Raw genomic sequence first — 26,578 nt, 5'->3', positions numbered from 1 at the left:
ACGCCAGGCAGCGCCCACCGACGCCACCCCGAACGCCAGGCAGCCTCCACCCCAGAACACCCACCGGCGTCCACATCCCGGACCGTGGGGAAACCGGCTCGCATACCCACCCCCTTCCTCCCATACGCTTGTCCCGTGACCCCCGCCGAGCTCTCCCGCACCGTGCTGCACGCCGTGCGCCGCGCCGTCGACGAGGGTGAGCTCAGCGTGACCGTGCCGGAGCGGACCGTGGTCGCTCCGCCGGGCCCCGGGGGCTGCGGCGACTACGCCACCAGCATCGCCCTCCAGCTGGCCCGCGCGGCAGGGCGGCCGCCGCGTGACGTGGCCGAGGTCCTGCGGGCCCGGCTCCTCGACGAGCAGCGGTTCGCCGACGTCGTGGTCACCGGGCCCGGCTTCCTCAACGTCAGCCTGCACAGCACCGCCTCCGGCGACCTGGTCGACGAGATCCTGCGGCGCGGACGGCGCTACGGGCACACGACGAACGGGTTCAGCGGGATCGTCCTCAAGATCTACTGCCGGGCGGAGGTGCGTGCCGTCGTGGTCACGGACGTCCTGGCCCGTCTGGCGCGCAGCCAGGGGGACATCGTCCGTGTCTCGTGCACCGGCCGGCCCGCCCCGGAGTGGACGTCGGTCCTCGGGGCGGACATCACCACCCGGGGGCCACGTGTCCTCTCCGACCGGTCCGTCACCGTCGACCCCGTTCCCGCCCCCCTCGACCCCCTGCCCCTCGGCCGGGACGCCGCCCGCTGGGCCCTGCTGCACCCCGCCGCCCATGACCGGCCCAAGATCCCCGGCGATCACCTCGTCCAGCGGGAGAGCAACCCCCTCTTCCGCGTCCGGTACGCCCACGCCCGCACCCGGGCCCTCCTGCGCAACGCCGCCGACCTCGGCTTCCACCCCGAGCCGGGTCCCGTGAGCGCAGCGGAAGCGCTGACCGCCGTACTCGGCGACCACCCCCGCGTCCTCGCCGCCACGGCCACGCAGCACACCCCCGACCGCCTGGCCCGGCACCTCGTCACCGTCGCCGATGCCGCGATGCCCCTTTTCCCCGCCGTGCTGCCCGTCGGTGAGGAGAAACCCTCGGCCGCCCACCGTGCCCGGCTCGCGCTCGCCGAAGCCGCCGGGACGGTGCTGGCCGGCGGCCTGTCCCTGCTCGGCATCGACGCACCCGACCATCTCTGAGAGACACGAACAGATCATGAGCCGTTCCGCACACCCCGCCGGGCCCCGTCACGCAGATGTCCTCCCCGAGGGGCACTACTCCGCCCCGCCCGCCGACCTCAACGCGCTGGACCCCAAGGTGTGGGCCCAGACCGTGACGCGTGAGGAGGACGGCGTGGTGACCGTCGGCGGCATTCCCGTCACCCGGCTCGCCGAGGAGTTCGGCACCCCCGCCTACGTCCTGGACGAGGCCGACTTCCGGGCCCGCGCGCGTGCCTGGCGCACCGCCTTCGGCGCCGAAGCCGACGTCTTCTACGCCGGCAAGGCGTTCCTCTCCCGTGCCGTCGTGCGCTGGCTCGACGAGGAGGGGCTGAACGTCGACGTCTGCTCCGGCGGCGAGCTGGCCACCGCCCTGTCCGCCGGCATGCCCGCCGAGCGCATCGCCTTCCACGGCAACAACAAGTCCGTCGACGAGATCACCCGGGCCGTCGAGGCCGGCGTCGGGCACATCGTCCTCGACTCCTTCCAGGAGATCGTCCGCGTCGCCCACATCGCGCAGGGCCTCGGGAAGCGGCAGAAGGTCCTCATCCGCATCACCGTCGGCGTCGAGGCCCACACCCACGAGTTCATCGCCACGGCGCACGAGGACCAGAAGTTCGGCATCCCGCTGGCCGGCGGGCAGGCCGCCGAGGCCGTACGCCGGGCCCTGCAGCTCGACGGGCTCGAGCTCGTCGGTATCCACAGCCACATCGGGTCGCAGATCTTCGACATGTCCGGGTTCGAGGTGGCCGCGCACCGGGTCGTCTCGCTGCTGAAGGCCGTCCGCGACGAGCACGATGTCGAGCTGCCCGAGATCGACCTCGGCGGGGGGCTCGGCATCGCCTACACCAGCGACGACGACCCCCGCGAGCCGCACGAGATCGCCAAGGCGCTCACCGAGATCGTCACCAGGGAGTGCGAGGCCGCGAAGCTGCGCACGCCGCGGATCTCCGTCGAGCCGGGGCGCGCCATCGTCGGCCCGACCGCCTTCACGCTCTACGAGGTCGGCACCATCAAGCCCCTCGACGGACTGCGGACCTACGTCTCCGTCGACGGCGGCATGTCGGACAACATCCGCACGGCGCTGTACGACGCCGAGTACAGCGTCGCGCTGGTCTCCCGCACCTCCGACGCCGAGCCGATGCTCGCCCGGGTCGTCGGCAAGCACTGCGAGAGCGGCGACATCGTGGTCAAGGACGCGTTCCTGCCGTCCGACCTGGCACCGGGTGACCTCGTCGCCGTACCGGCCACCGGCGCGTACTGCCGCTCCATGGCCAGCAACTACAACCACGTGCTGCGCCCGCCGGTCGTCGCCGTCGACGGTGGTGAGGCCCGGGTGATCGTCCGCCGCGAGACCGAGGAGGACCTGCTGCGTCTCGACGTCGGCTGAACGGCACAAGGCCGAAAGTCGAAGCAAGCGGGCGGCGGAAGATCTCCTGTCGTTCGCCTCCGTGAAAATGAAATAGACATCTCACGATCCGGACCGGGGGCAGAAACTCCCGTCCGGTGAGTGAGACTGGTTCCACCGTAGACGGTAAAGAGGAAACGAGGTCGGATGATGCGTACGCGTCCGCTGAAGGTGGCGCTGCTGGGCTGTGGAGTGGTCGGCTCAGAGGTGGCGCGCATCATGACGACGCACGCCGACGACCTCACGGCCCGCATCGGGGCCCCGGTGGAACTCGCGGGCGTGGCCGTACGGCGGCCCGACCGGGTGCGTGAGGGCATCGCCCCCGGGCTCGTCACCACCGACGCCACCGCTCTCGTCAAACGCGGCGACATCGACGTTGTGGTCGAGGTCATCGGCGGCATCGAGCCTGCCCGGACCCTCATCACCACCGCCTTCGAGCACGGCGCCTCCGTCGTCTCCGCCAACAAGGCGCTGCTCGCCCAGGACGGCGCGGCCCTGCACGCCGTCGCCGAGCAGCACGGCAGGGACCTCTACTACGAGGCCGCCGTCGCCGGTGCCATCCCACTGATCCGGCCGCTGCGCGAGTCCCTCGCCGGCGACAAGATCAACCGGGTGATGGGCATCGTCAACGGCACGACGAACTTCATCCTCGACGCGATGGACTCGACCGGCGCCGGCTACCAGGAGGCCCTCGACGAGGCCACCGCCCTGGGGTACGCGGAGGCCGACCCGACCGCCGACGTCGAGGGCTTCGACGCCGCCGCCAAGGCCGCGATCCTCGCCGGCATCGCCTTCCACACGCGCGTGCGCCTCGACGACGTCTACCGCGAGGGCATGACCGAGGTGACGGCGGCCGACTTCGCCTCCGCGAAGGAGATGGGCTGCACCATCAAGCTGCTCGCCATCTGCGAGCGGGCCGGCGACGGGGCGTCCGTCACCGCGCGCGTGCACCCGGCCATGATCCCCCTGAGCCACCCGCTGGCCTCCGTCCGCGGCGCCTACAACGCCGTGTTCGTCGAGTCCGACGCCGCCGGGCAGCTCATGTTCTACGGACCCGGAGCGGGCGGTTCCCCCACCGCCTCCGCCGTGCTCGGCGACCTCGTCGCCGTCTGCCGCAACCGGATCGGCGGCGCGACCGGACCGGGCGAGTCCGCCTACGCCGCGCTGCCGGTGTCCCCGATGGGTGATGTCGTCACGCGGTACCACATCAGCCTCGACGTGGCTGACAAACCGGGTGTTCTCGCCCAGGTCGCGACCGTCTTCGCCGAGCACGGAGTCTCGATCGATACGGTTCGCCAGTCGGGGAAGGACGGCGAGGCCTCCCTCGTCGTCGTCACGCACCGTGCGTCCGACGCCGCCCTCACCGGGACCGTCGAGGCGTTGCGCAAGCTCGACACCGTGCGTGGTGTCGCCAGCATCATGCGGGTTGAAGGAGAGTAACCAGCAATGACCCACCAGTGGCGCGGAATCATCGAGGAGTACCGGGACCGGCTGCCGGTATCCGACAGCACATCGGTCGTGACGCTCCGTGAGGGCGGGACGCCCCTCGTGCCCGCGCAGGTGCTCTCCGAGCGCACGGGCTGCGAGGTGCACCTCAAGGTCGAGGGCGCGAACCCGACCGGGTCCTTCAAGGACCGCGGCATGACCATGGCCATCACCCGGGCCAAGGAGGAGGGCGCGAAGGCCGTCATCTGCGCCTCCACCGGCAACACGTCGGCCTCCGCCGCCGCCTACGCCGTGCGGGCCGGGATGGTGTGCGCCGTGCTCGTGCCGCAGGGCAAGATCGCGCTGGGCAAGATGGGCCAGGCCCTCGTGCACGGAGCGAAGATCCTCCAGGTCGACGGCAACTTCGACGACTGCCTCACGCTCGCGCGCGGCCTGAGCGACAACTACCCCGTGGCGCTGGTCAATTCGGTCAACCCGGTCCGTATCGAGGGTCAGAAGACGGCCGCCTTCGAGATCGTGGACATGCTCGGCGACGCGCCCGACATCCACGTCCTGCCCGTCGGCAACGCGGGCAACATCACGGCCTATTGGAAGGGCTACACGGAGTACGCCGCCGACAAGGTGGCGACCCGGACCCCGCGGATGTGGGGTTTCCAGGCCTCCGGCAGCGCCCCGATCGTGCGCGGCGAGGTCGTCAAGGACCCCTCGACCATCGCCACGGCCATCCGCATCGGCAACCCGGCCTCCTGGCAGTACGCGCTTGCCGCGCGGGACGAGTCGGGCGGTTTCATCGACGAGGTGACGGACCGTGAGATCCTGCGCGCCTACCGGCTGTTGGCGTCGCAGGAGGGCGTCTTCGTCGAGCCGGCGTCCGCCGCGTCCGTCGCCGGTCTGCTGAAGGCGGCCGAGCAGGGCAAGGTCGACCCGGGGCAGCGGATCGTGTGCACCGTCACCGGCAACGGGCTGAAGGACCCCGACTGGGCCGTCGCCGGTGCCCCGCAGCCGGTCACCGTCCCCGTCGACTCGGCGGCCGCGGCGGAGCGCCTCGGCCTGGCCTGACCTGCGGCGTAGCGCCGAGCGCCGGTGCACCGCCCGGCATGGTCCGGCGTAAGACGGCGCTTGCCCGGGGGAGTTCCCTACGGGGGGTGCATAGGGGGCTTACGACACGCATCGTGCGCCTCCTGTGCGCCCTATGTCGCCACAGAACCTTCCTTCGATAGGCTGTACTGAACCCGCCCGCCGCATATGCCTCCGCATGAGCACGGCGCCGGGCCGTCTCCGCGGCCGGGCAGCGGCCGGCCACCCGGTCGGAAGCGGCCTCCAGGGTTCTCGTACGTCATCGAATGTCCACTGAACGTCATTCGACAATCACCGCAGCTCAAGGAGAGTCATCGAGCGATGGCCGGTCCAGCGTTCCGCGCCGCCGCCGTCCGGGTGCGCGTCCCCGCCACCAGCGCCAACCTCGGCCCGGGCTTCGACGCCCTCGGCCTCGCGCTGGGCTTGTACGACGACGTGGTCGTCCGGGTGGCCGACTCCGGGCTGCACATCGACATCGCGGGTGAGGGGAGCGAGACGCTCCCGCGCGACGAGAAGCACCTGCTCGTCCGTTCCCTGCGCACCGCCTTCGACCTGCTCGGCGGGCAGCCGCGCGGTCTGGAGATCGTCTGCGCCAACCGCATTCCGCACGGCCGGGGCCTGGGCTCCTCCTCGGCCGCCATCTGCGCGGGCATCGTCGCCGCCCGCGCCGTGACCATAGGGGCCGACGCCAAGCTCGACGACACCGCGCTGCTGGAGCTCGCCACCGAGATCGAGGGCCACCCCGACAACGTCGCGGCGTGCCTGCTGGGCGGCTTCACGCTGTCCTGGATGGAGGGCGGCGCGGCGCGCGCGATCAGGATGGATCCCGCGGATTCCATCGTTCCGGTGGTTTTCGTCCCCGGAAAGCCGGTACTCACGGAAACGGCGCGCGGCCTGCTCCCGCGCACCGTCCCGCACGTCGACGCTGCCGCCAACGCGGGCCGGGCGGCCCTGCTCGTCGAGGCCCTGACGCGCCGTCCCGAACTGCTGCTGCCGGCCACCGAGGACCGCCTGCACCAGGAGTACCGCGCCCCCGCCATGCCCGAGAGCGCGGCACTGGTGGAGCGGCTGCGGGGCGACGGCGTCCCCGCGGTCATCTCCGGCGCCGGACCGACGGTCATGGCGCTGGCCGACGCGGAGACCGCCGACAAGGTCGAGGCCCTTGCGGGCGCGGAGTGGGCCGCGAACCGGCTGCGTCTCGATCAGCAGGGCGCGAGCGTGCTGCCGCTCGCGACCTCCGGTGACATCTGAAAAGCGCTCGGTTACCGGATTTCGGGAGGGGGAATGTTTGTTGGATCCGGTAGTGTTAACCTCAAGTCTGCACCCGACCCCACCATGGCGAGGTGCCTCGTGTCCCCGTCCGGGACAGACATTCTTCCGGGAGCCCCCCAAGCCGCACTGTGTTCCGTACGTCGATCCGTACGCCGTACGAGGGCACTGAGCGGGGCGCAGGGCATGCTCCGGAACCGGTGCGACCACGCCGCGTGACACTGACACTGGGTGCCACGGCTCAAGGAAGCGCCATCACCAGATTCCTCCGCCGCTTAGGCGGACCACCGCCCCGGCACGGTTCACACCACACGAACCGAAGTCGGACAGCACAAACGGTCGCCGAGCCAGACAGGCCGACGTCCGCTCCAGGGAAGGACCCTTCGTGAGCGACACCACCGATCTGATGGGCGCACGTGTCGAGGAGACCGCTGCCGCGCCCGCCACGGACGCCTCCGCGCCTGCCAGCGGTGCCGGCTCCCGGCGGCGCCGCGGTACCGGCCTCGATGGCATGGTGCTGGCCGAGCTGCAGCAGGTCGCCTCGGGCCTCGGTATCAGGGGCACGGCGCGTATGCGCAAGAGCCAGCTGATCGAGGTCATCAAGGAGGCGCAGGCGTCCGGCGGCGCCGCTCCGGCTGCGAAGGCCGACGCCCCCGCCGAGACCAAACCCAAGCGCCGCGCCACCTCGCGGACCCGTACGGGCGACAACGCCGAGAAGGCGGACAAGAAGGCGGACGCGCAGGAGGCCTCCCAGGCCCCCGCGGACAAGGCCGACAAGGCCGACAAGGCCGTGGCCCAGCAGCAGATCGAGATCCCCGGCCAGCCGGCCGGCGGTCCCTCGCGCGACGGGTCCCGCGCGAGCGCGGGCGAGCGCGGGGGAGATGAGGCGCCCGAGCGCCGTCGCCGCCGGGCCACCGCCGAGGCCGGAGCCCCTGCTTCCGGCGCGGAGACCGTCGTCGCCGAGGCGAAGAACGACACCAAGGCCGAGACGCCGGCCCAGTCGCAGCAGCAGTCCCAGAACAACGAGGCCAAGTCCGACGCCGGTGACGGCGCCGACGGCCGTCGGCGCGACCGCCGTGACCGCGCGGACCGTGGCGACCGCGCGGACCGTGGCGACCGCGGTGGCCGGGACCGCGACCGCCGCGGCGGCAAGGGCGACGACCAGCAGGGCGGCGGCCAGCGCGGCCAGCAGCAGAGCCAGCAGGGCGGCGGCCGTCAGGACCGGGGACAGCAGCAGGATGACGACGACTTCGAGGGTGGCCGGCGTGGCCGTCGCGGCCGTTACCGCGACCGCCGTGGCCGTCGCGGCCGCGACGACATCGCCTCCGAGCCGCAGATCACCGACGACGACGTCCTGATCCCGGTCGCGGGCATCCTGGACATCCTCGACAACTACGCGTTCATCCGCACGTCCGGCTACCTGCCCGGCCCGAACGACGTGTACGTCTCCCTCGCCCAGGTCCGCAAGAACGGCCTGCGCAAGGGCGACCACATCACCGGTGCGGTCCGTCAGCCCAAGGACGGCGAGCGGCGCGAGAAGTTCAACGCGCTGGTGCGCCTGGACTCCGTCAACGGCATGGCGCCCGAATCCGGGCGTGGACGGCCGGAGTTCAACAAGCTGACGCCGCTGTACCCGCAGGACCGCCTCCGTCTGGAGACGGACCCGGGCGTCCTCACCACCCGCATCATCGACCTGGTCTCGCCCATCGGTAAGGGCCAGCGCGGTCTGATCGTGGCCCCGCCGAAGACCGGCAAGACCATGATCATGCAGGCGATCGCCAACGCGATCACGCACAACAACCCCGAGTGCCACCTGATGGTCGTCCTCGTCGACGAGCGTCCGGAAGAGGTCACCGACATGCAGCGGTCGGTGAAGGGCGAGGTCATCTCCTCGACCTTCGACCGCCCGGCCGAGGACCACACCACGGTCGCCGAGCTGGCCATCGAGCGTGCCAAGCGTCTGGTGGAGCTGGGTCACGACGTGGTCGTGCTGCTCGACTCGATCACCCGTCTGGGCCGTGCGTACAACCTCGCCGCCCCGGCCTCCGGCCGCATCCTGTCCGGTGGTGTCGACTCGACGGCGCTGTACCCGCCGAAGCGCTTCTTCGGTGCGGCCCGCAACATCGAGGACGGCGGCTCGCTGACGATCCTCGCCACCGCCCTGGTGGACACCGGGTCCCGCATGGACGAGGTGATCTTCGAGGAGTTCAAGGGCACCGGCAACGCGGAGCTCAAGCTCGACCGGAAGCTCGCCGACAAGCGCATCTTCCCGGCGGTGGACGTCGACGCGTCCGGTACCCGCAAGGAAGAGATCCTGCTCGCCCCCGACGAGCTCGCCATCGTCTGGAAGCTGCGCCGGGTGCTGCACGCCCTCGACCAGCAGCAGGCCGTCGAGCTGCTGCTCGACAAGATGAAGCAGACGAAGTCGAACGCCGAGTTCCTGATGCAGATCCAGAAGACCACCCCGACGCCCGGTAACGGCGACTGAGGTGAGTCGGCCGGGTTAGGTCGACTCGGTAAGGACTGCACAAGAGGGCCGCTCCCCGCACGGGGGCGGCCCTCCGTGCTGTTCCTGTGCGGGTAGGATCACGCTCTCTTCGAACTTGTGATCCCGAGGGGGGACATTCGTGGGTACACCCATGCCCGGGGGCGGTCGGCACAGACGCCGGATACGCATAGCCCTGCCCGTCGCCGCGGCCGGTGTCGCCGCCGCCGTGGCCGGCGCGCTGCTGACGACGTCCGCCGACGCGGCCACGCCGCTGCCGCAGCCGACGGTCAAGCCCGCCGTCAGCTCGCCGTCGCTCGCCGTGCTGGAGAAGCGCGTCGCGGGCGCCATGGCCGGTGACGACGTCGCGGGCAGGACGAGCAAGGCCTCGCTCAGCGCGAGCACCGGCACCAGCAACATCGACCCGAAGATCATCGGTGGCAACGAGACCACCATCAGCACGGCCCCGTGGATGGCGCAGCTCCACTACTACGACGACCGGGGCACCTCCAGCACCGCCGACGACATCGGCTTCTTCTGCGGCGGCACCGTCGTCGCGCCGACGAAGATCCTCACCGCCGCGCACTGCGTCAAGGGCTACAACTGGAACGCCAACGGCGCCGTCGTCACCGGCACCTCCCAGCTGCCCTCGGCCGACGGCACCGACCTGCACGGCGGTACCGTCACCGGCGTCTGGCGGCAGTGGAACCACCCGTCGTACAACGCGAACACCATCGACAACGACATCGCGGTGCTGACCCTGCCCGTCCCGGTCAAGGCCACCCCGATCCGGATGACGACGTCCGGCGACACCACGTCGTACAAGGCCGGCACCAGCGCCAAGGTCTACGGCTGGGGCCGCACCAGCTCCACCAACGACGACATCTCCGAGACGCTGAAGACGGCCACCCTGCCCATGCAGTCCGACACGACGTGCTCCGGGACGTACGGCGCGGACTTCGTCAAGGGCCACATGGTCTGCGCGGGCAAGCCCGCCACCGGCAGCGACACCGGCACCGTCTCCGCCTGCAACGGCGACTCCGGCGGCCCCCTGGTCGTGAACAACCGGATCGTCGGTGTCGTGTCCTGGGGTGTGACCGACTGCGTCCAGAAGGGCGCCTACAGCGTCTTCAGCAAGGTCAGCACCTACGTCGGCGCCGCCTACCCGCGCCTCGACGACACCAACATCAGCGGTGACCACAAGGCCGACCTGTGGGTGCGCAACGCCTCCACCAAGACCGGCTACTCCAAGGACTCCAACGGCACGTCCTTCGCCGCCCGCGAGTCCTGGGGGGACTGGAACGGCGTCAACGTCGTCCTGCAGACCGACCTGGACCGGGACGGCTACCAGGACCTGGTCTACCGGCGCAGCAGCGACGGCGACGTCTTCTGGACGCACTACGTCATCTCCAGCGGCACCTGGACCACCAAGCAGATCGCCGACAACTGGAAGACCCGCACCCGGATCATCACCCCGGGTGACGTCACCGGCGACTACCTGCCCGACATGCTGTCGGTCGACTCCGCGGGCGTCCTGTGGATCTACCCGGGCAAGGGCAACGGCACCTTCGCGTCCCGCGTGAAGGTCGGCTCCGGCTGGAACCAGTACAACTCCGTGCGCGGCAAGGGCGACTTCAACGGGGACGGCAAGACCGACCTGATCGCCCGCAGCAAGTCCGGCAGCTACCTCTACCTCTACAAGGGCACCGGCAAGGCCGGCTCGGGCGCCTTCTCGGCCCGGGTCAAGGTGCGCACGTGGGACGGGTACAACGCCTTCGACGCGCCGGGTGACGTCACCGGCGACGGCAAGGCCGACTTCCTGGCCCGCACCCCCGGCGGCACGCTCTACCTGTACGCCGGCACCGGCAAGGGGACCAGCGAGATCTTCGCCACACGGAAGTCCGTCGGCACCGATTTCAAGCAGTACGACATCTTCGGCTGAAATCGCTGGTGAGCGGGGTACGTCCCGCCGTGCCGAACACACGCTGTGCCCACCGCCGTACGCGGTGGGCACAGTCCGTTGTGCAACCCTTTCCCGAGTTTCTCCATCTGACCGGGTGGGGCGACGATGGTGCGAGGAAGGTTCTTTTCCGGCCATGCCTGGCGCTGACCGCAGGGGGTAAGCGACCGTAGAAGAGCTGAGGAGTACATGTCTGCCGAGAGCACGCCGGATCCGGGCATACCGGGAAGCAACGGCATCAACGGAGCGCGTCATCGCGGCAAGGGTCGGCGACGCAAGCCCCCGAGACGCCACAAGGGCCTGATGATCACGGCCTGGACCACCGCGGGCATCGTCGTGCTGGGTGGCGCCGGAGCCGGTTACCTGTACTTCAAGCTCAACGGCAACCTCAAGAGCGTCGACATCGACCAGGCTCTCGGCACGGACCGGCCCAAGAAGGTCGACAACGGCTCCGAGAACATCCTCGTCCTCGGCTCCGACACCCGCGCCGGAGGCAACAAGAAGCTCGGCGGCGGCACCGACGACGGCAGCGCCCGCTCCGACACGGCGATGATCGTGCACATCTACAAGGGCCACAAGAAGGCCAGCGTCGTCTCCGTCCCGCGCGACACCCTGATCGACCGCCCGTCCTGCACGGACACCAAGGGCAACGACCACCCCGCCGCCCAGAGCGTGATGTTCAACTCCGCGTACTCCACCGGCGGGGCCGCCTGCGCCGTGAAGACCGTCGAGTCGATCACCGACCTACGCATGGACCACTACCTGGAAGTCGACTTCGCCGGCTTCCAGAAGCTCATCGACGACCTCGGCGGCGTCGAGATCACCACGACCAAGAGCATCGACGACCCCGACAGCCATCTGAAGCTGAAGGCGGGCACCCACACGCTCGACGGCAAGCAGGCCCTGGGCCTGGTCCGCACGAGGCACGGCGTCGGCGACGGCTCCGACCTGGGCCGCATCCAGCTCCAGCAGGCCTTCATCAAGGCCCTGGTCAACCAGATCAAGGACGTCGGCGTCTTCTCGAACCCGAAGAAGCTGCTCGACCTCGCGGAGACCGCGACGAATACGGTGACGACCGACTCCGACCTGGGCTCGGTCAACAAGCTCGCGTCCTTCGCGAGCGGCCTCCAGGGCATCAGCCCGTCCCACATGCACATGGTCACGATGCCGGTGGCCTACGACCCGGCCGACCCCAACCGCGTCCTCCTCCAGAAGAAGAAGGCCGACGAGATCTGGAAGGCGCTGGAGCAGGACAAGCCGATCCCGAAGTCGGCGACGTCCGGATCGGCGACGGGCGAGGCCAAGGGCGTGGTGAGCGCGCCCTGAGGGGCACGCCCGGGGGCGCGGGGCTGTATCGATGTGCGGCTCCGCCGCGGGGGCGCGACAAGCCCCCACCGGCCCGCAGGGAACAAACAACGACAACCCCCGGTTTTGGGAGTAGGCCCCAGTCCTGGCAGACTGGTACGTCGGCCCCGGTTCACGCTCCCGCACCCCGCGGCGGCGACCCGGCGCCCTCCCGAAACTAGGAGACACCTTGAAGCGCGACATCCACCCCGAGTACGTCGAGACGCAGGTCAGCTGCACCTGCGGCGCGTCGTTCACCACTCGCAGCACCATCGAGTCCGGCGCCATCCGCGCCGATGTCTGCTCCGAGTGCCACCCGTTCTACACGGGCAAGCAGAAGATCCTCGACACCGGTGGCCGTGTGGCCCGCTTCGAGGCCCGCTTCGGCAAGGCCGCCGGCTCCAAGAAGTAGCGAGTCCCATTTCGCCGGTCCGCGGAAGCGCCCCCTCACCGGGCGCTCCGGGACCGGCGTTTTTGGTCGCCCGCCCTTCACCCCCCGTCCGTACACAGGAGCCCCAAGATGTTCGAGGCCGTCGAGGAACTCGTCGCCGAGCACGCCGACCTGGAGAAGAAGCTCGCCGACCCGTCGGTGCACGCCGACCAGGCCAACGCGCGCAAGCTGAACAAGCGGTACGCCGAGCTCACCCCCATCGTCGCCACGTACCGCTCCTGGACGCAGACGGGCGACGACATCGGGACCGCCCGCGAACTGGCCGCCGAGGACTCCGACTTCGCAGCCGAGGTCAAGGACCTGGAGCGGCAGCGCGAGGAGCTCACGGAGAAGCTGCGCCTCCTGCTCGTCCCGCGTGACCCCAGCGACGACAAGGACGTCATCCTCGAGATCAAGGCGGGAGCGGGCGGCGACGAGTCGGCCCTGTTCGCCGGCGACCTGCTGCGCATGTACCTGCGCTACGCCGAGCGCGTCGGCTGGAAGACCGAGATCATCGACGCCACCGAGTCCGAACTGGGCGGCTACAAGGACGTCCAGGTCGCCGTGAAGACCAAGGGTGGCCAGGGTGCGACCGAGCCCGGCCAGGGTGTCTGGGCGCGGCTGAAGTACGAGGGCGGTGTGCACCGCGTGCAGCGCGTGCCCGCGACGGAGTCCCAGGGCCGTATCCACACCTCCGCGGCCGGTGTGCTCGTCACGCCCGAGGCCGAGGAGGTCGACGTCGAGATCAACCCGAACGACCTCCGCATCGACGTCTACCGGTCCTCCGGGCCCGGCGGACAGTCCGTCAACACCACCGACTCCGCCGTGCGCATCACGCACATCCCGACCGGGGTCGTCGCCTCCTGTCAGAACGAGAAGAGCCAGCTGCAGAACAAGGAGCAGGCACTGCGTATCCTGCGCTCCAGGCTGCTCGCAGCGGCGCAGGAGGAGGCGGAGCGGGAGGCCGCCGACGCCCGCCGCAGCCAGGTCCGCACGGTCGACCGCTCCGAGAAGATCCGCACCTACAACTTCCCGGAGAACCGACTCTCGGACCACCGCGTCGGCTTCAAGGCGTACAACCTGGACCAGGTCCTGGACGGCGACCTCGACGCGGTGATCCAGGCCTGCGTCGACGCGGACTCCGCGGCGAAGCTGGCGGCCGCGTAGGGCAGGCACGAGCACGTACGAGTGATCACGTACGAGTAATACGGAGGACTTGCGTGAACCTGCTGCTCGCGGAGGTGGCCCAGGCCACCCAGCGGCTCGCCGACGCCGGCGTGCCCTCGCCGCGTACCGACGCGGAGGAACTCGCCGCGTTCGTGCACGGCGTCAAGCGCGGCGAGCTGCACTCCGTCAGGGACTCCGACTTCGACGCCCGCTACTGGGAGGTCATCGCCCGCCGCGAGGCCCGCGAACCGCTCCAGCACATCACCGGGCGCGCCTACTTCCGCTACCTGGAACTCCAGGTCGGCCCCGGGGTGTTCGTGCCGCGGCCCGAGACGGAGTCCGTGGTCGGCTGGGCCATAGACGCCGTACGGGCCATGGACGTCGTCGAGCCGTGCATCGTCGACCTGTGCACCGGCTCCGGCGCCATCGCGCTCGCCCTCGCCCAGGAGGTGCCGCGCTCGCGCGTGCACGCCGTGGAGCTGTCCGAGGACGCCCTCAAGTGGACCCGCAAGAACGTCGAGGGGTCCAGGGTCGACCTGCGGCAGGGCAACGCCCTCACCGCCTTCCCCGACCTGGACGGCCAGGTCGACCTGGTCATCACCAACCCGCCGTACATCCCGCTCACCGAGTGGGAGTACGTCGCCCCCGAGGCACGGGACTACGACCCCGACATGGCCCTCTTCTCCGGCGAGGACGGCCTGGACCTCATCCGCGGCCTGGAACGCACCGCGCACCGGCTGCTGCGCCCGGGCGGTGTGGTCGTCGTCGAGCACGCGGACACCCAGGGCGGCCAGGTGCCGTGGATCTTCACCGAGGAACGGGGCTGGGCCGACGCGGCCGACCACCCCGACCTCAACAACCGCCCGCGCTTCGCCACGGCCCGCAAGGCGCTGCCGTGAGCACACCGGGCACCCCGCGCTCTTCGCGGACCTCTTGGACTTCGTGGACTTCATCCCAGCAGTACGTGTACGAGGAGGCCAGCTAAAGATGGCACGGCGATACGACACCAACGACGCGACCGACCGTGTGACCGGTCTGCGCGAGGCAGCGTCCGCCGTCCGCCGTGGCGAGCTCGTGGTGCTGCCGACGGACACGGTGTACGGCATCGGCGCCGACGCGTTCTCCTCGGAGGCGGTCGCCGACCTGCTGGAGGCGAAGGGCCGGGGCCGCAACATGCCCACGCCCGTCCTCATCGGGTCCCCGAACACCCTGCACGGCCTCGTCACGGACTTCTCCGAGCTGGCCTGGGAGCTGGTCGACGCCTTCTGGCCGGGTGCGCTGACGCTCGTCGCGCGGCACCAGCCGTCCCTGCAGTGGGACCTCGGGGACACCCGTGGCACGGTCGCCGTGCGCATGCCGCTGCACCCGGTCGCCATCGAACTGCTGACCGAGGTCGGTCCCATGGCCGTCTCCTCCGCCAACCTGACCGGCCACCCGGCGCCGGAGGACTGCGACGCCGCGCAGGAGATGCTCGGCGACTCCGTCTCCGTCTACCTCGACGGGGGCCCGACCCCCGGCATCGTGCCGTCGTCGATCGTCGACGTGACCCGTGAGGTGCCGCTGCTGCTGCGTGCCGGCGCCATCTCGGCGGACGAGCTGCGAAAGGTCGTACCCGACCTCGAGGTGGCGAATTGACGGCCCCTGGACCGGGGCGTGGCATAGGCAGCGGGGAAAGCGCGGCGGAGATCACGACGACGTTCGTGGGGCTTCCGCGTGACAGCTTCCGGATCCTCCACGTCAGCACCGGCAACGTGTGCCGCTCGCCCATCACCGAGCGGCTGACCCGCCATGCGGTGCGGGAGCGGCTCGGCATCCTGGGCGGCGGGCTGATCGTGGAGAGCGCGGGCACCTGGGGCCACGAGGGCGCGCCCATGGAGTCCCACGCGGAGACCGTCCTGGCCGACTTCGGCGCGGACGCCTCCGGCTTCACCGGGCGCGAGCTCCTCGACGAACACGTGATCCGCGCCGACCTGGTGCTGACCGCCACCAGGGACCACCGGGCGCAGGTCATCTCCATGGGCCACTCCGCGGGCCTGCGGACCTTCACGCTCAAGGAGTTCACCCGCCTGGTCAAGGCCATCGACCCGGCGACCCTGCCGCCCCTGGAGGAGGGCGTGGTCATCCGCGCGCGTGCACTGGTCCGCGCCGCGGCCGCTCTACGCGGGTGGCTGCTGGCCCCGACGGCCGAGGCGGACGAGGTCTACGACCCCTACGGTGCCCCCTTGACGTTCTTCCGGTCCATCGGGGACGAGATACACCAGGCCCTCGATCCGGTCGTCACGGCGCTCACGGGTGTCCCCGCAAAGACGTAACAGCCGAGCGCTCCGCAGGGCCCGGGCCTACATTGGTCCTACGTCACCACGGCGAGTGAGCCGAAGGACTCAGGCGCCCGGAGGCGAACCGCCCAGAACACGCGTCGCCCGGAGCCCACCATGACGGTCACCCCTGCCATCCAGGCCGACGTCCTGCGCCGCCAGGACCCGGAGCTCGCCGACATCCTGCTCGGGGAACGGGAGCGGCAGTCGACGACGCTCCAGCTGATCGCCGCCGAGAACTTCAGCTCCCCGGCCGTGCTGGCCGCCCTCGGGTCGCCGCTCGCGAACAAGTACGCCGAGGGGTACCCGGGCGCGCGGCATCACGGCGGCTGCGAGATCGTCGACGTCGCCGAACGCGTCGCGGTCGAGCGGGCCAGGGCGCTGTTCGGCGCCGACCACGCCAACGTCCAGGCGCACTCGGGCTCTTCGGCGGTGCTCGCCGCCTACGCCGCCCTGCTCCGCCCGGGCGACACCGTCCTCGCGCTCGGCCTGCCCTACGGCGGCCATCTCACGCACGGTTCGCCCGCCAACTTCTCGGGCCGCTGGTTCGACTTCGTCGGTTACGGCGTGGAGGCCGAGTCCGGGCTCATCGACCACGAGCAGGTGCGCACCCTGGCCCGCACCCGCCGGCCCAAGGCGATCGTGTGCGGCTCGATCGCCTATCCCCGCCATCTCGACTACGCGTTCTTCCGCGAGGTCGCCGACGAAGTGGGCGCGTACCTCATCGCGGACGCCGCGCACCCCCTCGGACTGGTCGCCGGTAAAGCGGCCCCGAACCCGGTGCCGTACGCGGACATCGTCTGCGGGACCACCCACAAGGTGCTGCGGGGCCCGCGCGGCGGTGTGATCCTGTGCCGCGCGGAGCTGGCCGAGCGGGTCGACCGGGCCGTGTTCCCGTTCACACAGGGCGGTGCGCAGATGCACACCATCGCCGCGAAGGCGGTCGCGTTCGGGGAGGCGGCAACACCGGCGTTCGCCGCGTACGCCCATCAGGTGGTGGCGAATGCGCGGGTTCTGGCGGCACGGCTGGCCGCGGCGGGCTTGGTCGTCACCACGGGCGGCACGGACACCCATCTGATCACCGCCGACCCGGCGCCGCTCGGCGTCGACGGACGCACCGCCCGGGGCCGTCTCGCCGCGGCCGGCCTGGTCATGGACTGCTGCGCGCTGCCGCACGGTGACGCGAGGGGGCTCAGGCTCGGCACGGCCGCGATCACCACGCAGGGCATGGGCGAGGCGGAGATGGTCCGGATCGCCGGACTCTTCGCCGGGGTGCTGCGGGGCGTGACGGATCCCTCAAGAGCCCGTGAAGAAGTGCGGGAGCTGGCCGGTGGATTTCCGCCGTATCCGGCGTGAGTCGGGGTAAGCGCATCAGGGTGCACAGCCACTCGTGCAACCATCATCGCTACCCGGAAGTCCCCACCCATATGCGCGCATCGCTAGGGTGTGGGACTGAGATGGCCAGCGAGATCTGTGGGGAAGCCCGTGCGTGAATACCTCCTGACGCTCTGCATCACGGCCGCGGTGACGTATCTGCTGACAGGGCCGGTACGGAAGTTCGCGATCGTGGCCGGAGCGATGCCGGAGATCCGGGCACGTGACGTGCACCGGGAGCCCACTCCGCGCCTCGGCGGTATCGCGATGTTCTTCGGCCTGTGCGCGGGCCTGCTGGTCGCCGACCACCTGACCAACCTCAACCAGGTCTTCGAGACGTCGAACGAACCCCGGGCACTGCTGTCCGGGGCGGCCCTGATCTGGCTGATCGGTGTACTGGACGACAAGTTCGAGATCGATGCCCTGATCAAGCTGGGCGGCCAGATGATCGCCGCGGGCGTGATGGTCGTGCAGGGTCTGACGATCCTGTGGCTGCCCATCCCGGGCGTCGGCTCGGTCGCGCTCACCCAGTGGCAGGGCACCCTGCTCACGGTCGCCCTGGTCGTCATCACCATCAACGCGGTCAACTTCGTCGACGGCCTGGACGGCCTCGCGGCCGGCATGGTCTGCATCGCGGCCACGGCGTTCTTCCTTTACGCCTACCGCATCTGGTACTCGTACGGCATCGAGGCCGCCGCCCCGGCCACGCTGTTCTCGGCGATCCTGATGGGCATGTGCCTGGGCTTCCTGCCGCACAACATGCACCCGGCGCGGATCTTCATGGGCGACTCGGGCTCGATGCTGATCGGCCTGGTCCTGGCCGCCGGCGCGATCTCCGTCACCGGGCAGGTCGACCCGGACGCGCTCAACCTGTACGTGGGCTCCGAGAAGGAGGCCGTGCACCAGACGGTCCCCGTCTACATCCCGCTGCTGCTGCCGCTGACGATCATCGCGGTGCCGGCCGCCGACCTGATCCTGGCGATCGTGCGGCGCACCTGGCGCGGCCAGTCCCCGTTCGCCGCCGACCGCGGTCACCTGCACCACCGCCTGCTGGAGATCGGCCACTCGCACAGCCGCGCGGTGCTGATCATGTACTTCTGGTCGGCGCTGATCGCCTTCGGGGCTCTCGCCTACTCGGTCAACTCGGCGTCCATGTGGATCGTGCTCGGTGTGGTGTTCCTGAGCGCGATCGGGCTGCTCCTGCTTCTGCTGCCGCGCTTCACGCCGCGCACCCCGCGCTGGATGGAGCGCTTCGTGCCACCGCGCTACCGGCGCCGCGGCTCGGTCGCGGCCCTGTCACCCGAGGCCTCGACGCCGGCGTCCGCGGCGGACCAGCCCGCCCCGGCCGGGGCCGACAACCGCACGCCCGTGGTGTCCGGGGTCGCCGGTGTCAACGGGGCGACCGCCATCGGCCCCCGTTCGCGTCTGGCCGACCGGCGCAAGGCGGGGACAAGGTAAGAATCTGACGAGAGCATTGCCAAGTCGTGGGGTGGCGATGGGGGTGCGAAGCACCCCAATACCAGACATGTCGGCCGGGTTCTCGCTCAGACGCGCAGCTTCACTCTCATGTGTGACAGTGCGCACACCTTCAGGTAAAGACTGCATCAAATAGTTTGTGATACGGTTCACGAGAACCCCCCGGATAGAGCCGAAGGACCGCAGTGCGACGGTCCAATGGCGTGAGGTCTCCACTCAGCCCGGGACTACGCTCGTCCATGACGACACCCTGCCCCCTGCGAAAGCGGAGTTGCCGCCATGCCGTCCAATGACGCCCGGAACCTCTTGCAGTGCGCTGTACCCACAGCGGCTGCCGGTGTGGTCGTGGTCGCCGTCAGTGGCGCGGTGGCCGGAGGGAAGGGAGCCATCGGAGCAGCCGTCGGCACCGTACTGGCCATCCTCTTCATGGGAATCGGTCTGTACGTTCTCCAGTGGACGGCAAAAACGCTCCCGCAGTTGTTCCAGGCCATGGGGCTCATGCTTTATGGCGCTCAGTTGCTGCTGCTTCTGATCTTCGCTGCTGTCTTCAAGGACACCTCTCTCTTCAACCCGAAGACGTTCGCCCTCGGGCTCGTCATCGCGACCGTCGTGTGGATGGCTGCGCAAGCTCGTGCGCATATGAAGGCCAAGATCTTCTACATCGACCCGGACTCCGCGAAGACCGAGAAGCCCGAGAAGACCGGACCGTCGTCGTGACGAGTAGGGGCGCGATAAAGGGCAGTAGGAACTCCTGCTATCGTCCGGTGCCAACTGCGGCATCGCGGGCGCGGGCATCTGAGCTGACGCCTGCTCGAACGCGAGGCTCGATGCCCCTCAGCCGCCCTCACATCCGTTACACCAGTCCCGTGCCGAACCGCGGCTCCGCGCCGCGCCGACACAACGAGGTTGCCGTACACATGCGTCACGCCGAAGGAGCCCGCGGTGAGTGCTGACCAGACCCAGCTCGCCTTTGACTGGAGCTGTCGGATCATGTCCGACAACGGGTGTGGTTTTCCGGCTCCGGGCCTGCACTCGTTCCTCTTCAAGCCGATCACCACGGTTGGGGGGTTCGAGTTCAACAAGGTGATGCTGCTCGCCCTCATCACCACCGTCCTCATCATCGGCTTCTTCTACGCGGCCTTCGGCAAAGCGAAGGTGGTGCCGGGCAAGCTGCAGATGGTCGGTGAAGCCGGCTACGACTTCGTCCGCCGCGGCATCGTCTACGAGACGCTCGGCAAGCGTGAGGGCGAGAAGTACGTCCCGTTCATGGTCTCGCTGTTCTTCTTCATCTGGATCATGAACATCTGGTCCGTGGTCCCGCTCGCGCAGTTCCCGGTCTCGTCGATCATCGCGTTCCCGGCGGTCCTCGCCGCGATCGTCTACGTGACCTGGGTCTCGCTGACCTTCAAGCGGCACGGCTTCGTCGGGTTCTTCAAGAACGTCACCGGCTACGACAAGTCGCTCGGCCCGGTGCTGCCGCTCGTGATGGTCATCGAGTTCTTCTCGAACCTGCTCGTCCGGCCGTTCACGCACGCGGTGCGACTGTTCGCCAACATGTTCGCCGGCCACCTGATGCTGGTCATGTTCACCGTCGCCTCCTGGTACCTGCTGAACAGCTGGATGGTCCCGGCGGCCGGTGTCTCGTTCGTGATGACCATCGCCATGATCGGCTTCGAGCTTTTCGTGCAGGCCGTCCAGGCGTACGTCTTCGTACTCCTCGCCTGCACGTACATCCAGGGCGCTCTCGCTGAGCATCACTGAGCCCCACACCCCCACCCCCGGTCGTCCGGTGGCCAACCCCCACCGGTCCGTTAAGAGAAGGAAGATTCAGCATGGCTGCCACTGAGACCCTTGCCGCTGTCTCCGGTTCCATCGGTTCCGTCGGTTACGGCCTCTCGGCTATCGGCCCCGGCATCGGCGTCGGCATCATCTTCGGCAACGGCACCCAGGCCCTGGCCCGTCAGCCCGAGGCCGCCGGCCTGATCCGTGCCAACCAGATCCTGGGCTTCGCCTTCTGTGAGGCGCTCGCCCTCATCGGCATCGTCATGCCGTTCGTGTTCGGTACGAAGTAAGACTTCCCTACCGACACGTTTCGACGAAAGGCACTGATGTGATCGCCAACCTGGTGCAGCTGGCGGCCGAGGAAGAGCAGAACCCGCTCATTCCTCCGGGCCCCGAGCTGCTCATCGGCACCATCGCCTTCGCCATCGTGTTCTTCTTCTTCTGGAAGAAGCTGCTTCCGAACATCAACAAGGTTCTGGAGGAGCGCCGCGCGGCGATCGAAGGCGGTATCGAAGAGGCCGAGACCATGAAGGTCGAAGCCCAGAGCGTCCTTGAGCAGTACAAGGCACAGCTCGCCGAGGCCCGGCACGAGGCCGCGCGCCTGCGCCAGGAGGCGCAGGAGCAGGGTGCCACGCTCATCGCCGAGATGCGGGCCGAAGGCCAGCGTCAGCGCGAGGAGATCGTCGCCGCCGGCCACTCCCAGATCGAGGCCGACCGCAAGGCCGCCGCTTCCGCGCTCCGCCAGGACGTCGGCAAGCTCGCCACCGACCTGGCCGGCAAGCTCGTCGGGGAGTCCCTCGAGGACCACGCCCGCCAGAGCCGCGTGATCGACCGGTTCCTCGACGAGCTCGAGGAGAAGGCCGAGGCCGGACGATGAACGGAGCGAGCCGCGAGGCCCTGGCAGCCGCACGTGAGCGTCTCGACGCGCTGACGGACTCGACGTCCGTGAACGCGACCTCGCTCGCCGACGAGCTGGCCGCCGTCACCGCGCTGCTCGACCGCGAGGTGTCGCTGCGTCGGGTCCTCACCGACCCGGCGCAGGCCGCGGAGGCCAAGGCAGAACTGGCCCAGCGTCTGCTCGGCACCCAGGTCAGCGGCCCTGCCGCCGACCTGGTGGCCGGCATGGTGCGCTCCCGCTGGTCGCAGTCCCGCGACCTGGTGGACGCGCTGGAGGAGCTGGCCGACACCGCCGACCTCACGGCCGCCCAGCAGGCGGGCAAGCTCGACGACGTCGAGGACGAGCTGTTCCGGTTCGGCCGGATCGTCTCCGGCAGCACCGAGCTGCGCGCCGCGCTGACCGACCGCAAGGCCACCACCTCGGCCAAGAGCGCGCTGCTGCGCAGCCTCCTCGGCGGCCGGGCGCAGTCGGCCACCGAGCGTCTGGTCACGCGCCTTGTGACCGCGCCGCGGGGACGTAGCCTGGAGTCGGGACTCGAGTCCCTGTCCAAGCTCGCCGCCGAGCGCCGGGACCGCATGGTGGCCATCGTCACCTCGGCGGTGCCGCTGAGCGACCCGCAGAAGCAGCGCCTGGGCGCCGCCCTCGCGAAGCTCTACGGCCGCACGATGCACCTCAACCTGGACGTGGACCCCGAGGTCCTCGGCGGAATCCGGGTGCAGGTCGGCGACGAGGTCATCAACGGCTCCCTCGCGGACCGCATCGAGGACGCCAGCCGCCGGCTCGCCGGCTGAGCAGCAACTCAATAGGCACAACGTACTTACGACGGCCCTGGTTGGGCCGTGCAGAAGAATCCTGGGGGTCGCCCCCAGACCCCCAAAGTGAAACTTCGGGCCCAACAAGGAGAGCAGGGAACCCAGATGGCGGAGCTCACGATCCGGCCGGAGGAGATCCGGGACGCGCTGGAGAACTTCGTCCAGGCGTACAAGCCGGACGCGGCCTCGCGCGAGGAGGTCGGTACGGTCACCTTCGCCGGTGACGGCATCGCGAAGGTCGAGGGCCTGCCCTCGGTCATGGCCAACGAGCTGCTGAAGTTCGAGGACGGCAGCCTCGGTCTCGCCCTCAACCTCGAGGAGCGCGAGATCGGCTGCGTCGTCCTCGGCGAGTTCAGCGGCATCGAGGAGGGTCAGCCGGTCTCCCGTACCGGTGAGGTTCTCTCCGTCGCGGTGGGCGAGGGCTACCTCGGCCGTGTGGTGGACCCCCTCGGCAACCCGATCGACGGCCTCGGCGAGATCGAGACCGAAGACCGTCGCGCCCTGGAGCTGCAGGCCCCGGGCGTCATGGTCCGCAAGTCGGTGCACGAGCCGATGGAGACGGGCTACAAGGCCGTCGACGCGATGACCCCCGTCGGCCGTGGCCAGCGTCAGCTGATCATCGGTGACCGCCAGACCGGCAAGACCGCCCTGGCCGTCGACACGATCATCAACCAGCGCGACAACTGGCGTTCGGGCGACCCGAACAAGCAGGTTCGCTGCATCTACGTCGCCATCGGCCAGAAGGGCTCCACCATCGCCGGCGTGCGCGGCGCTCTGGAGGAGGCCGGCGCGCTGGAGTACACGACCATCGTCGCCGCCCCGGCGTCCGACCCGGCCGGCTTCAAGTACCTTGCGCCGTACACCGGTTCGGCCATCGGCCAGCACTGGATGTACCAGGGCAAGCACGTCCTGATCATCTTCGACGACCTGTCGAAGCAGGCCGACGCCTACCGCGCCGTGTCGCTGCTGCTGCGCCGCCCGCCGGGCCGTGAGGCCTACCCGGGTGACGTCTTCTACCTGCACTCCCGTCTGCTGGAGCGCTGCGCCAAGCTCTCCGACGAGATGGGTGCCGGCTCGATGACCGGTCTGCCGATCGTCGAGACCAAGGCCAACGACGTCTCGGCGTTCATCCCGACCAACGTCATCTCCATCACCGACGGCCAGTGCTTCCTGGAGTCGGACCTGTTCAACGCCGGTCAGCGCCCCGCGCTGAACGTCGGTATCTCCGTCTCCCGAGTCGGTGGTTCCGCGCAGCACAAGGCGATGAAGCAGGTCTCCGGCCGTCTGCGCGTGGACCTCGCCCAGTTCCGTGAGCTGGAGGCGTTCGCCGCCTTCGGTTCCGACCTGGACGCCGCGTCGAAGGCGCAGCTGGAGCGCGGTCAGCGCATGGTCGAGCTGCTGAAGCAGTCGCAGTACCAGCCGATGGCCACCGAGGACCAGGTCGTCTCCGTCTGGGCCGGCACCACCGGCAAGATGGACGACGTCCCCGTCGCCGACATCCGCCGCTTCGAGAAGGAGCTGCTGGACTACCTGCACCGCAAGGAGCAGGGTCTGATGACCTCCATCCGCGAGGGCGGCAAGATGTCCGACGACACCCTGCAGGCGGTCGCCGAGGCCATCGCGGAGTTCAAGAAGCAGTTCGAGACCTCCGACGGCAAGCTGCTCGGCGAGGACACCCCGGCTGCCGGTAAGTGACGACGGAAGGGACCTGACTCATGGGAGCCCAGCTCCGGGTCTACAAGCGTCGCATCCGATCCGTCTCCGCGACCAAGAAGATCACCAAGGCGATGGAGATGATCGCCGCCTCGCGCGTCGTCAAGGCGCAGCGCAAGGTGGCGGCCTCCACCCCGTACGCGACCGAGCTCACCCGCGCGGTCACGGCGGTCGCCACCGGCTCTAACACCAAGCACCCGCTGACGACGGAGGCCGAGAACCCGACCCGCGCCGCGGTCCTGCTCCTCACGAGCGACCGCGGTCTGGCCGGCGCCTTCAACTCCAACGCCATCAAGGCCGCGGAGAAGCTCACGGCGCAGCTCGAGGCCGAGGGCAAGGAAGTCGTCAACTACATCGTCGGCCGCCGCGGTGTCGCCCACTACAACTTCCGCGAGCGCAAGATCGCGGAGTCGTTCACGGGCTTCACCGACGACCCGTCGTACGCGGACGCCAAGAAGGTCGCGGCCCCGCTGATCGAGGCCATCGAGACGGAGATGGCCGAGGGCGGCGTGGACGAGCTCCACATCGTCTACACCGAGTTCGTGTCGATGATGACGCAGACGGCGAAAGAGGCGCGGCTGCTGCCGCTCAGCCTCGACGAGGTGGCTGCGGAGGCCGCGCCCAAGGGCGAGATCCTTCCGCTGTTCGACTTCGAGCCCTCGGCGGAGGACGTCCTCGACGCCCTGCTGCCGCGCTACGTCGAAAGCCGCATCTACAACGCGCTGCTCCAGTCGGCCGCCTCCAAGCACGCCGCCACGCGGCGCGCGATGAAGTCGGCCACCGACAACGCCGGAGAGCTCATCGAGACGCTCACCCGGCTTGCCAACCAGGCCCGCCAGGCCGAAATCACCCAGGAAATCAGCGAGATCGTCGGTGGCGCGAGCGCCCTGGCCGACGCGACCGCGGGGAGTGACCGATAAATGACCACCACTGTTGAGCCGACCGCTCCTGCTGGCGTGGCCACTGGCCGCGTCGCGCGGGTCATCGGCCCGGTCGTCGACGTGGAGTTCCCCGTCGACGCGATGCCGGAGATCTACAACGCCCTGCACGTCGAGGTCGCAGACCCGGCGCTCGCGGGCCAGAAGAAGACGCTGACCCTGGAGGTCGCCCAGCACCTGGGTGACGGCCTGGTCCGTGCCATCTCCATGCAGCCCACCGACGGCCTGGTCCGCCAGGCCCCGGTGACCGACACGGGCGCGGGCATCACCGTCCCGGTCGGCGACTTCACCAAGGGCAAGGTGTTCAACACCCTCGGTGAGGTGCTGAACAGCGACGAGGTCCACGAGGGCGAGCGCTGGTCCATCCACCGCAAGGCCCCCGCGTTCGACCAGCTCGAGTCGAAGACCGAGATGTTCGAGACGGGCCTGAAGGTCGTCGACCTGCTCACCCCGTACGTCAAGGGCGGCAAGATCGGTCTGTTCGGTGGTGCCGGTGTCGGCAAGACCGTGCTGATCCAGGAAATGATCATGCGTGTCGCCAACCTCCACGAGGGCGTCTCCGTCTTCGCGGGCGTCGGCGAGCGCACCCGTGAGGGCAACGACCTCATCGCGGAGATGGAAGAGTCCGGCGTTCTGGACAAGACCGCGCTGGTCTTCGGCCAGATGGACGAGCCCCCGGGCACCCGTCTGCGCGTGGCCCTGGCCGGCCTGACGATGGCGGAGTACTTCCGCGACGTCCAGAAGCAGGACGTGCTGTTCTTCATCGACAACATCTTCCGCTTCACCCAGGCCGGTTCCGAGGTGTCGACCCTGCTCGGCCGTATGCCCTCCGCGGTGGGCTACCAGCCGAACCTGGCCGACGAGATGGGCACCCTCCAGGAGCGCATCACCTCGACCCGTGGTCACTCGATCACCTCGATGCAGGCGATCTACGTCCCCGCGGACGACCTGACCGACCCGGCCCCGGCCACCACCTTCGCCCACCTCGACGCGACGACGGTTCTGTCCCGTCCGATCTCCGAGAAGGGCATCTACCCGGCCGTGGACCCGCTGGACTCGACGTCCCGCATCCTCGACCCGCGGTACATCTCGGCGGAGCACTACAACGCCGCGATGCGCGTGAAGAACATCCTGCAGAAGTACAAGGACCTGCAGGACATCATCGCGATCCTCGGTATCGACGAGCTCGGCGAGGAGGACAAGCTCGTCGTCCACCGTGCCCGTCGCGTGGAGCGCTTCCTGTCCCAGAACACCCACGCCGCCAAGCAGTTCACCGGCGTGGACGGTTCGGACGTGCCGCTGGACGAGTCGATCGCCGCGTTCAACGCGATCTGCGACGGCGAGTACGACCACTTCCCGGAGCAGGCGTTCTTCATGTGCGGTGGTCTCGAGGACCTGAAGAACAACGCGAAGGAGCTGGGCGTCTCCTGACCCGGGCAGCGCTCGAGTCATGAGGGGGCGGGGCTCGTCCCGCCCCCTCATTC

Annotated in this window: 23 protein-coding genes; all 23 read left to right on the top strand. The window is 69.6% G+C overall.

The window, feature by feature from the left end; all coding sequences use genetic code 11:
- Positions 1–135: 135 nt before the first annotated feature.
- The 23 genes from nrtL (at position 136) to atpD (ending at position 26,525) form a co-directional block, all read left to right on the top strand.
- Complete coding sequence (gene nrtL / locus FDO69_RS31395; RefSeq protein ID WP_104784770.1) at positions 136–1,182, top strand: ArgS-related anticodon-binding protein NrtL; 1,047 nt, start codon at positions 136–138, stop codon at positions 1,180–1,182.
- A gap of 16 nt (positions 1,183–1,198) precedes the next feature.
- On the top strand, positions 1,199–2,590 hold the full coding sequence (gene lysA / locus FDO69_RS31390) for a diaminopimelate decarboxylase (RefSeq protein ID WP_104784767.1): 1,392 nt from the start codon (positions 1,199–1,201) through the stop codon (positions 2,588–2,590).
- Positions 2,591–2,755: 165 nt separating this feature from the next.
- A complete protein-coding gene (locus FDO69_RS31385; RefSeq protein WP_104784764.1) occupies positions 2,756–4,048 on the top strand; it encodes a homoserine dehydrogenase in 1,293 nt (430 codons plus the stop codon).
- A 6-nt stretch (positions 4,049–4,054) separates the two neighbouring features.
- Positions 4,055–5,113, top strand: a complete 1,059-nt coding sequence (gene thrC, locus FDO69_RS31380) for a threonine synthase (protein WP_104784761.1) — start codon at positions 4,055–4,057, stop codon at positions 5,111–5,113.
- Between the two features lie 339 nt (positions 5,114–5,452).
- A complete protein-coding gene (thrB, locus tag FDO69_RS31375; protein WP_104784758.1) occupies positions 5,453–6,382 on the top strand; it encodes a homoserine kinase in 930 nt (309 codons plus the stop codon).
- Positions 6,383–6,785: 403 nt separating this feature from the next.
- Complete coding sequence (gene rho / locus FDO69_RS31370; RefSeq protein WP_104784755.1) at positions 6,786–8,888, top strand: transcription termination factor Rho; 2,103 nt, start codon at positions 6,786–6,788, stop codon at positions 8,886–8,888.
- A gap of 151 nt (positions 8,889–9,039) precedes the next feature.
- Positions 9,040–10,827, top strand: coding sequence for a trypsin-like serine protease (locus FDO69_RS31365; protein WP_104784752.1), 1,788 nt, complete (start codon positions 9,040–9,042; stop codon positions 10,825–10,827).
- Between the two features lie 207 nt (positions 10,828–11,034).
- The gene (locus tag FDO69_RS31360) at positions 11,035–12,171 is read left to right on the top strand and encodes an LCP family protein (RefSeq protein WP_104784749.1); all 1,137 of its coding nucleotides are present in this window, start codon (positions 11,035–11,037) and stop codon (positions 12,169–12,171) included.
- Positions 12,172–12,379: 208 nt separating this feature from the next.
- On the top strand, positions 12,380–12,601 hold the full coding sequence (rpmE, locus tag FDO69_RS31355; RefSeq protein WP_031140670.1) for a 50S ribosomal protein L31: 222 nt from the start codon (positions 12,380–12,382) through the stop codon (positions 12,599–12,601).
- 108 nt (positions 12,602–12,709) lie between these two features.
- On the top strand, positions 12,710–13,786 hold the full coding sequence (prfA, locus tag FDO69_RS31350) for a peptide chain release factor 1 (protein ID WP_104784746.1): 1,077 nt from the start codon (positions 12,710–12,712) through the stop codon (positions 13,784–13,786).
- A 53-nt stretch (positions 13,787–13,839) separates the two neighbouring features.
- Entirely contained in the window at positions 13,840–14,685 is an 846-nt protein-coding gene (gene prmC, locus FDO69_RS31345) for a peptide chain release factor N(5)-glutamine methyltransferase (protein WP_104784743.1), read from the top strand.
- A gap of 88 nt (positions 14,686–14,773) precedes the next feature.
- The gene (locus FDO69_RS31340; protein ID WP_062929085.1) at positions 14,774–15,421 is read left to right on the top strand and encodes an L-threonylcarbamoyladenylate synthase; all 648 of its coding nucleotides are present in this window, start codon (positions 14,774–14,776) and stop codon (positions 15,419–15,421) included.
- Positions 15,418–16,098 (top strand): arsenate reductase/protein-tyrosine-phosphatase family protein, encoded by a 681-nt coding sequence (locus tag FDO69_RS31335; RefSeq protein WP_104784740.1) that lies wholly within the window; start codon positions 15,418–15,420, stop codon positions 16,096–16,098. The genes FDO69_RS31340 and FDO69_RS31335 overlap by 4 nt, the downstream gene beginning before the upstream one ends.
- 120 nt (positions 16,099–16,218) lie before the next feature.
- Positions 16,219–17,457, top strand: coding sequence for a serine hydroxymethyltransferase (locus tag FDO69_RS31330; RefSeq protein WP_104784737.1), 1,239 nt, complete (start codon positions 16,219–16,221; stop codon positions 17,455–17,457).
- Between the two features lie 129 nt (positions 17,458–17,586).
- Positions 17,587–18,933 (top strand): MraY family glycosyltransferase, encoded by a 1,347-nt coding sequence (locus tag FDO69_RS31325; RefSeq protein ID WP_104784734.1) that lies wholly within the window; start codon positions 17,587–17,589, stop codon positions 18,931–18,933.
- A 297-nt stretch (positions 18,934–19,230) separates the two neighbouring features.
- Positions 19,231–19,668 (top strand): Cg1360 family ATP-synthase-associated protein, encoded by a 438-nt coding sequence (locus FDO69_RS31320; protein WP_104784732.1) that lies wholly within the window; start codon positions 19,231–19,233, stop codon positions 19,666–19,668.
- Positions 19,669–19,941: 273 nt separating this feature from the next.
- A complete protein-coding gene (gene atpB, locus FDO69_RS31315) occupies positions 19,942–20,712 on the top strand; it encodes a F0F1 ATP synthase subunit A (protein ID WP_104784729.1) in 771 nt (256 codons plus the stop codon).
- Positions 20,713–20,783: 71 nt separating this feature from the next.
- A complete protein-coding gene (locus tag FDO69_RS31310; RefSeq protein WP_053670587.1) occupies positions 20,784–21,023 on the top strand; it encodes an ATP synthase subunit c family protein in 240 nt (79 codons plus the stop codon).
- 38 nt (positions 21,024–21,061) lie between these two features.
- Positions 21,062–21,610, top strand: a complete 549-nt coding sequence (locus FDO69_RS31305) for a F0F1 ATP synthase subunit B (RefSeq protein WP_104784726.1) — start codon at positions 21,062–21,064, stop codon at positions 21,608–21,610.
- Positions 21,607–22,422, top strand: a complete 816-nt coding sequence (locus tag FDO69_RS31300; RefSeq protein WP_104784723.1) for a F0F1 ATP synthase subunit delta — start codon at positions 21,607–21,609, stop codon at positions 22,420–22,422. Before FDO69_RS31305 ends, FDO69_RS31300 begins: the two co-directional genes overlap by 4 nt.
- 126 nt (positions 22,423–22,548) lie before the next feature.
- Positions 22,549–24,138, top strand: a complete 1,590-nt coding sequence (gene atpA, locus FDO69_RS31295; RefSeq protein WP_104784721.1) for a F0F1 ATP synthase subunit alpha — start codon at positions 22,549–22,551, stop codon at positions 24,136–24,138.
- 20 nt (positions 24,139–24,158) lie between these two features.
- Complete coding sequence (locus FDO69_RS31290; RefSeq protein WP_104784718.1) at positions 24,159–25,076, top strand: F0F1 ATP synthase subunit gamma; 918 nt, start codon at positions 24,159–24,161, stop codon at positions 25,074–25,076.
- A complete protein-coding gene (atpD, locus tag FDO69_RS31285; RefSeq protein WP_104784715.1) occupies positions 25,077–26,525 on the top strand; it encodes a F0F1 ATP synthase subunit beta in 1,449 nt (482 codons plus the stop codon).
- Positions 26,526–26,578: the final 53 nt, after the last annotated feature.

Origin of the sequence: Streptomyces tibetensis, from assembly GCF_007655005.1 — a bacterium.
Lineage (GTDB): Bacteria > Actinomycetota > Actinomycetes > Streptomycetales > Streptomycetaceae > Streptomyces > Streptomyces tibetensis.
Note: the sequence above shows the minus strand (reverse complement) of the source record. Positions and strands in the feature narration are given on the sequence as shown.

What these genes read in the sequence shown, in the direction of transcription:
- FDO69_RS31320 (WP_104784732.1), top strand. Translation starts at nt 19,231, where the DNA reads ATGCCGTCCAATGACGCCCGGAACCTCTTGCAGTGCGCTGTACCCACA.
- FDO69_RS31340 (WP_062929085.1), top strand. Translation starts at nt 14,774, where the DNA reads ATGGCACGGCGATACGACACCAACGACGCGACCGACCGTGTGACCGGT.
- FDO69_RS31385 (WP_104784764.1), top strand. Translation starts at nt 2,756, where the DNA reads ATGATGCGTACGCGTCCGCTGAAGGTGGCGCTGCTGGGCTGTGGAGTG.
- atpA (WP_104784721.1), top strand. Translation starts at nt 22,549, where the DNA reads ATGGCGGAGCTCACGATCCGGCCGGAGGAGATCCGGGACGCGCTGGAG.
- FDO69_RS31365 (WP_104784752.1), top strand. Translation starts at nt 9,040, where the DNA reads ATGCCCGGGGGCGGTCGGCACAGACGCCGGATACGCATAGCCCTGCCC.
- FDO69_RS31360 (WP_104784749.1), top strand. Translation starts at nt 11,035, where the DNA reads ATGTCTGCCGAGAGCACGCCGGATCCGGGCATACCGGGAAGCAACGGC.
- FDO69_RS31330 (WP_104784737.1), top strand. Translation starts at nt 16,219, where the DNA reads ATGACGGTCACCCCTGCCATCCAGGCCGACGTCCTGCGCCGCCAGGAC.
- thrB (WP_104784758.1), top strand. Translation starts at nt 5,453, where the DNA reads ATGGCCGGTCCAGCGTTCCGCGCCGCCGCCGTCCGGGTGCGCGTCCCC.
- FDO69_RS31310 (WP_053670587.1), top strand. Translation starts at nt 20,784, where the DNA reads ATGGCTGCCACTGAGACCCTTGCCGCTGTCTCCGGTTCCATCGGTTCC.
- prfA (WP_104784746.1), top strand. Translation starts at nt 12,710, where the DNA reads ATGTTCGAGGCCGTCGAGGAACTCGTCGCCGAGCACGCCGACCTGGAG.
- thrC (WP_104784761.1), top strand. Translation starts at nt 4,055, where the DNA reads ATGACCCACCAGTGGCGCGGAATCATCGAGGAGTACCGGGACCGGCTG.
- FDO69_RS31290 (WP_104784718.1), top strand. Translation starts at nt 24,159, where the DNA reads ATGGGAGCCCAGCTCCGGGTCTACAAGCGTCGCATCCGATCCGTCTCC.
- lysA (WP_104784767.1), top strand. Translation starts at nt 1,199, where the DNA reads ATGAGCCGTTCCGCACACCCCGCCGGGCCCCGTCACGCAGATGTCCTC.
- atpD (WP_104784715.1), top strand. Translation starts at nt 25,077, where the DNA reads ATGACCACCACTGTTGAGCCGACCGCTCCTGCTGGCGTGGCCACTGGC.
- FDO69_RS31300 (WP_104784723.1), top strand. Translation starts at nt 21,607, where the DNA reads ATGAACGGAGCGAGCCGCGAGGCCCTGGCAGCCGCACGTGAGCGTCTC.
- atpB (WP_104784729.1), top strand. Translation starts at nt 19,942, where the DNA reads ATGTCCGACAACGGGTGTGGTTTTCCGGCTCCGGGCCTGCACTCGTTC.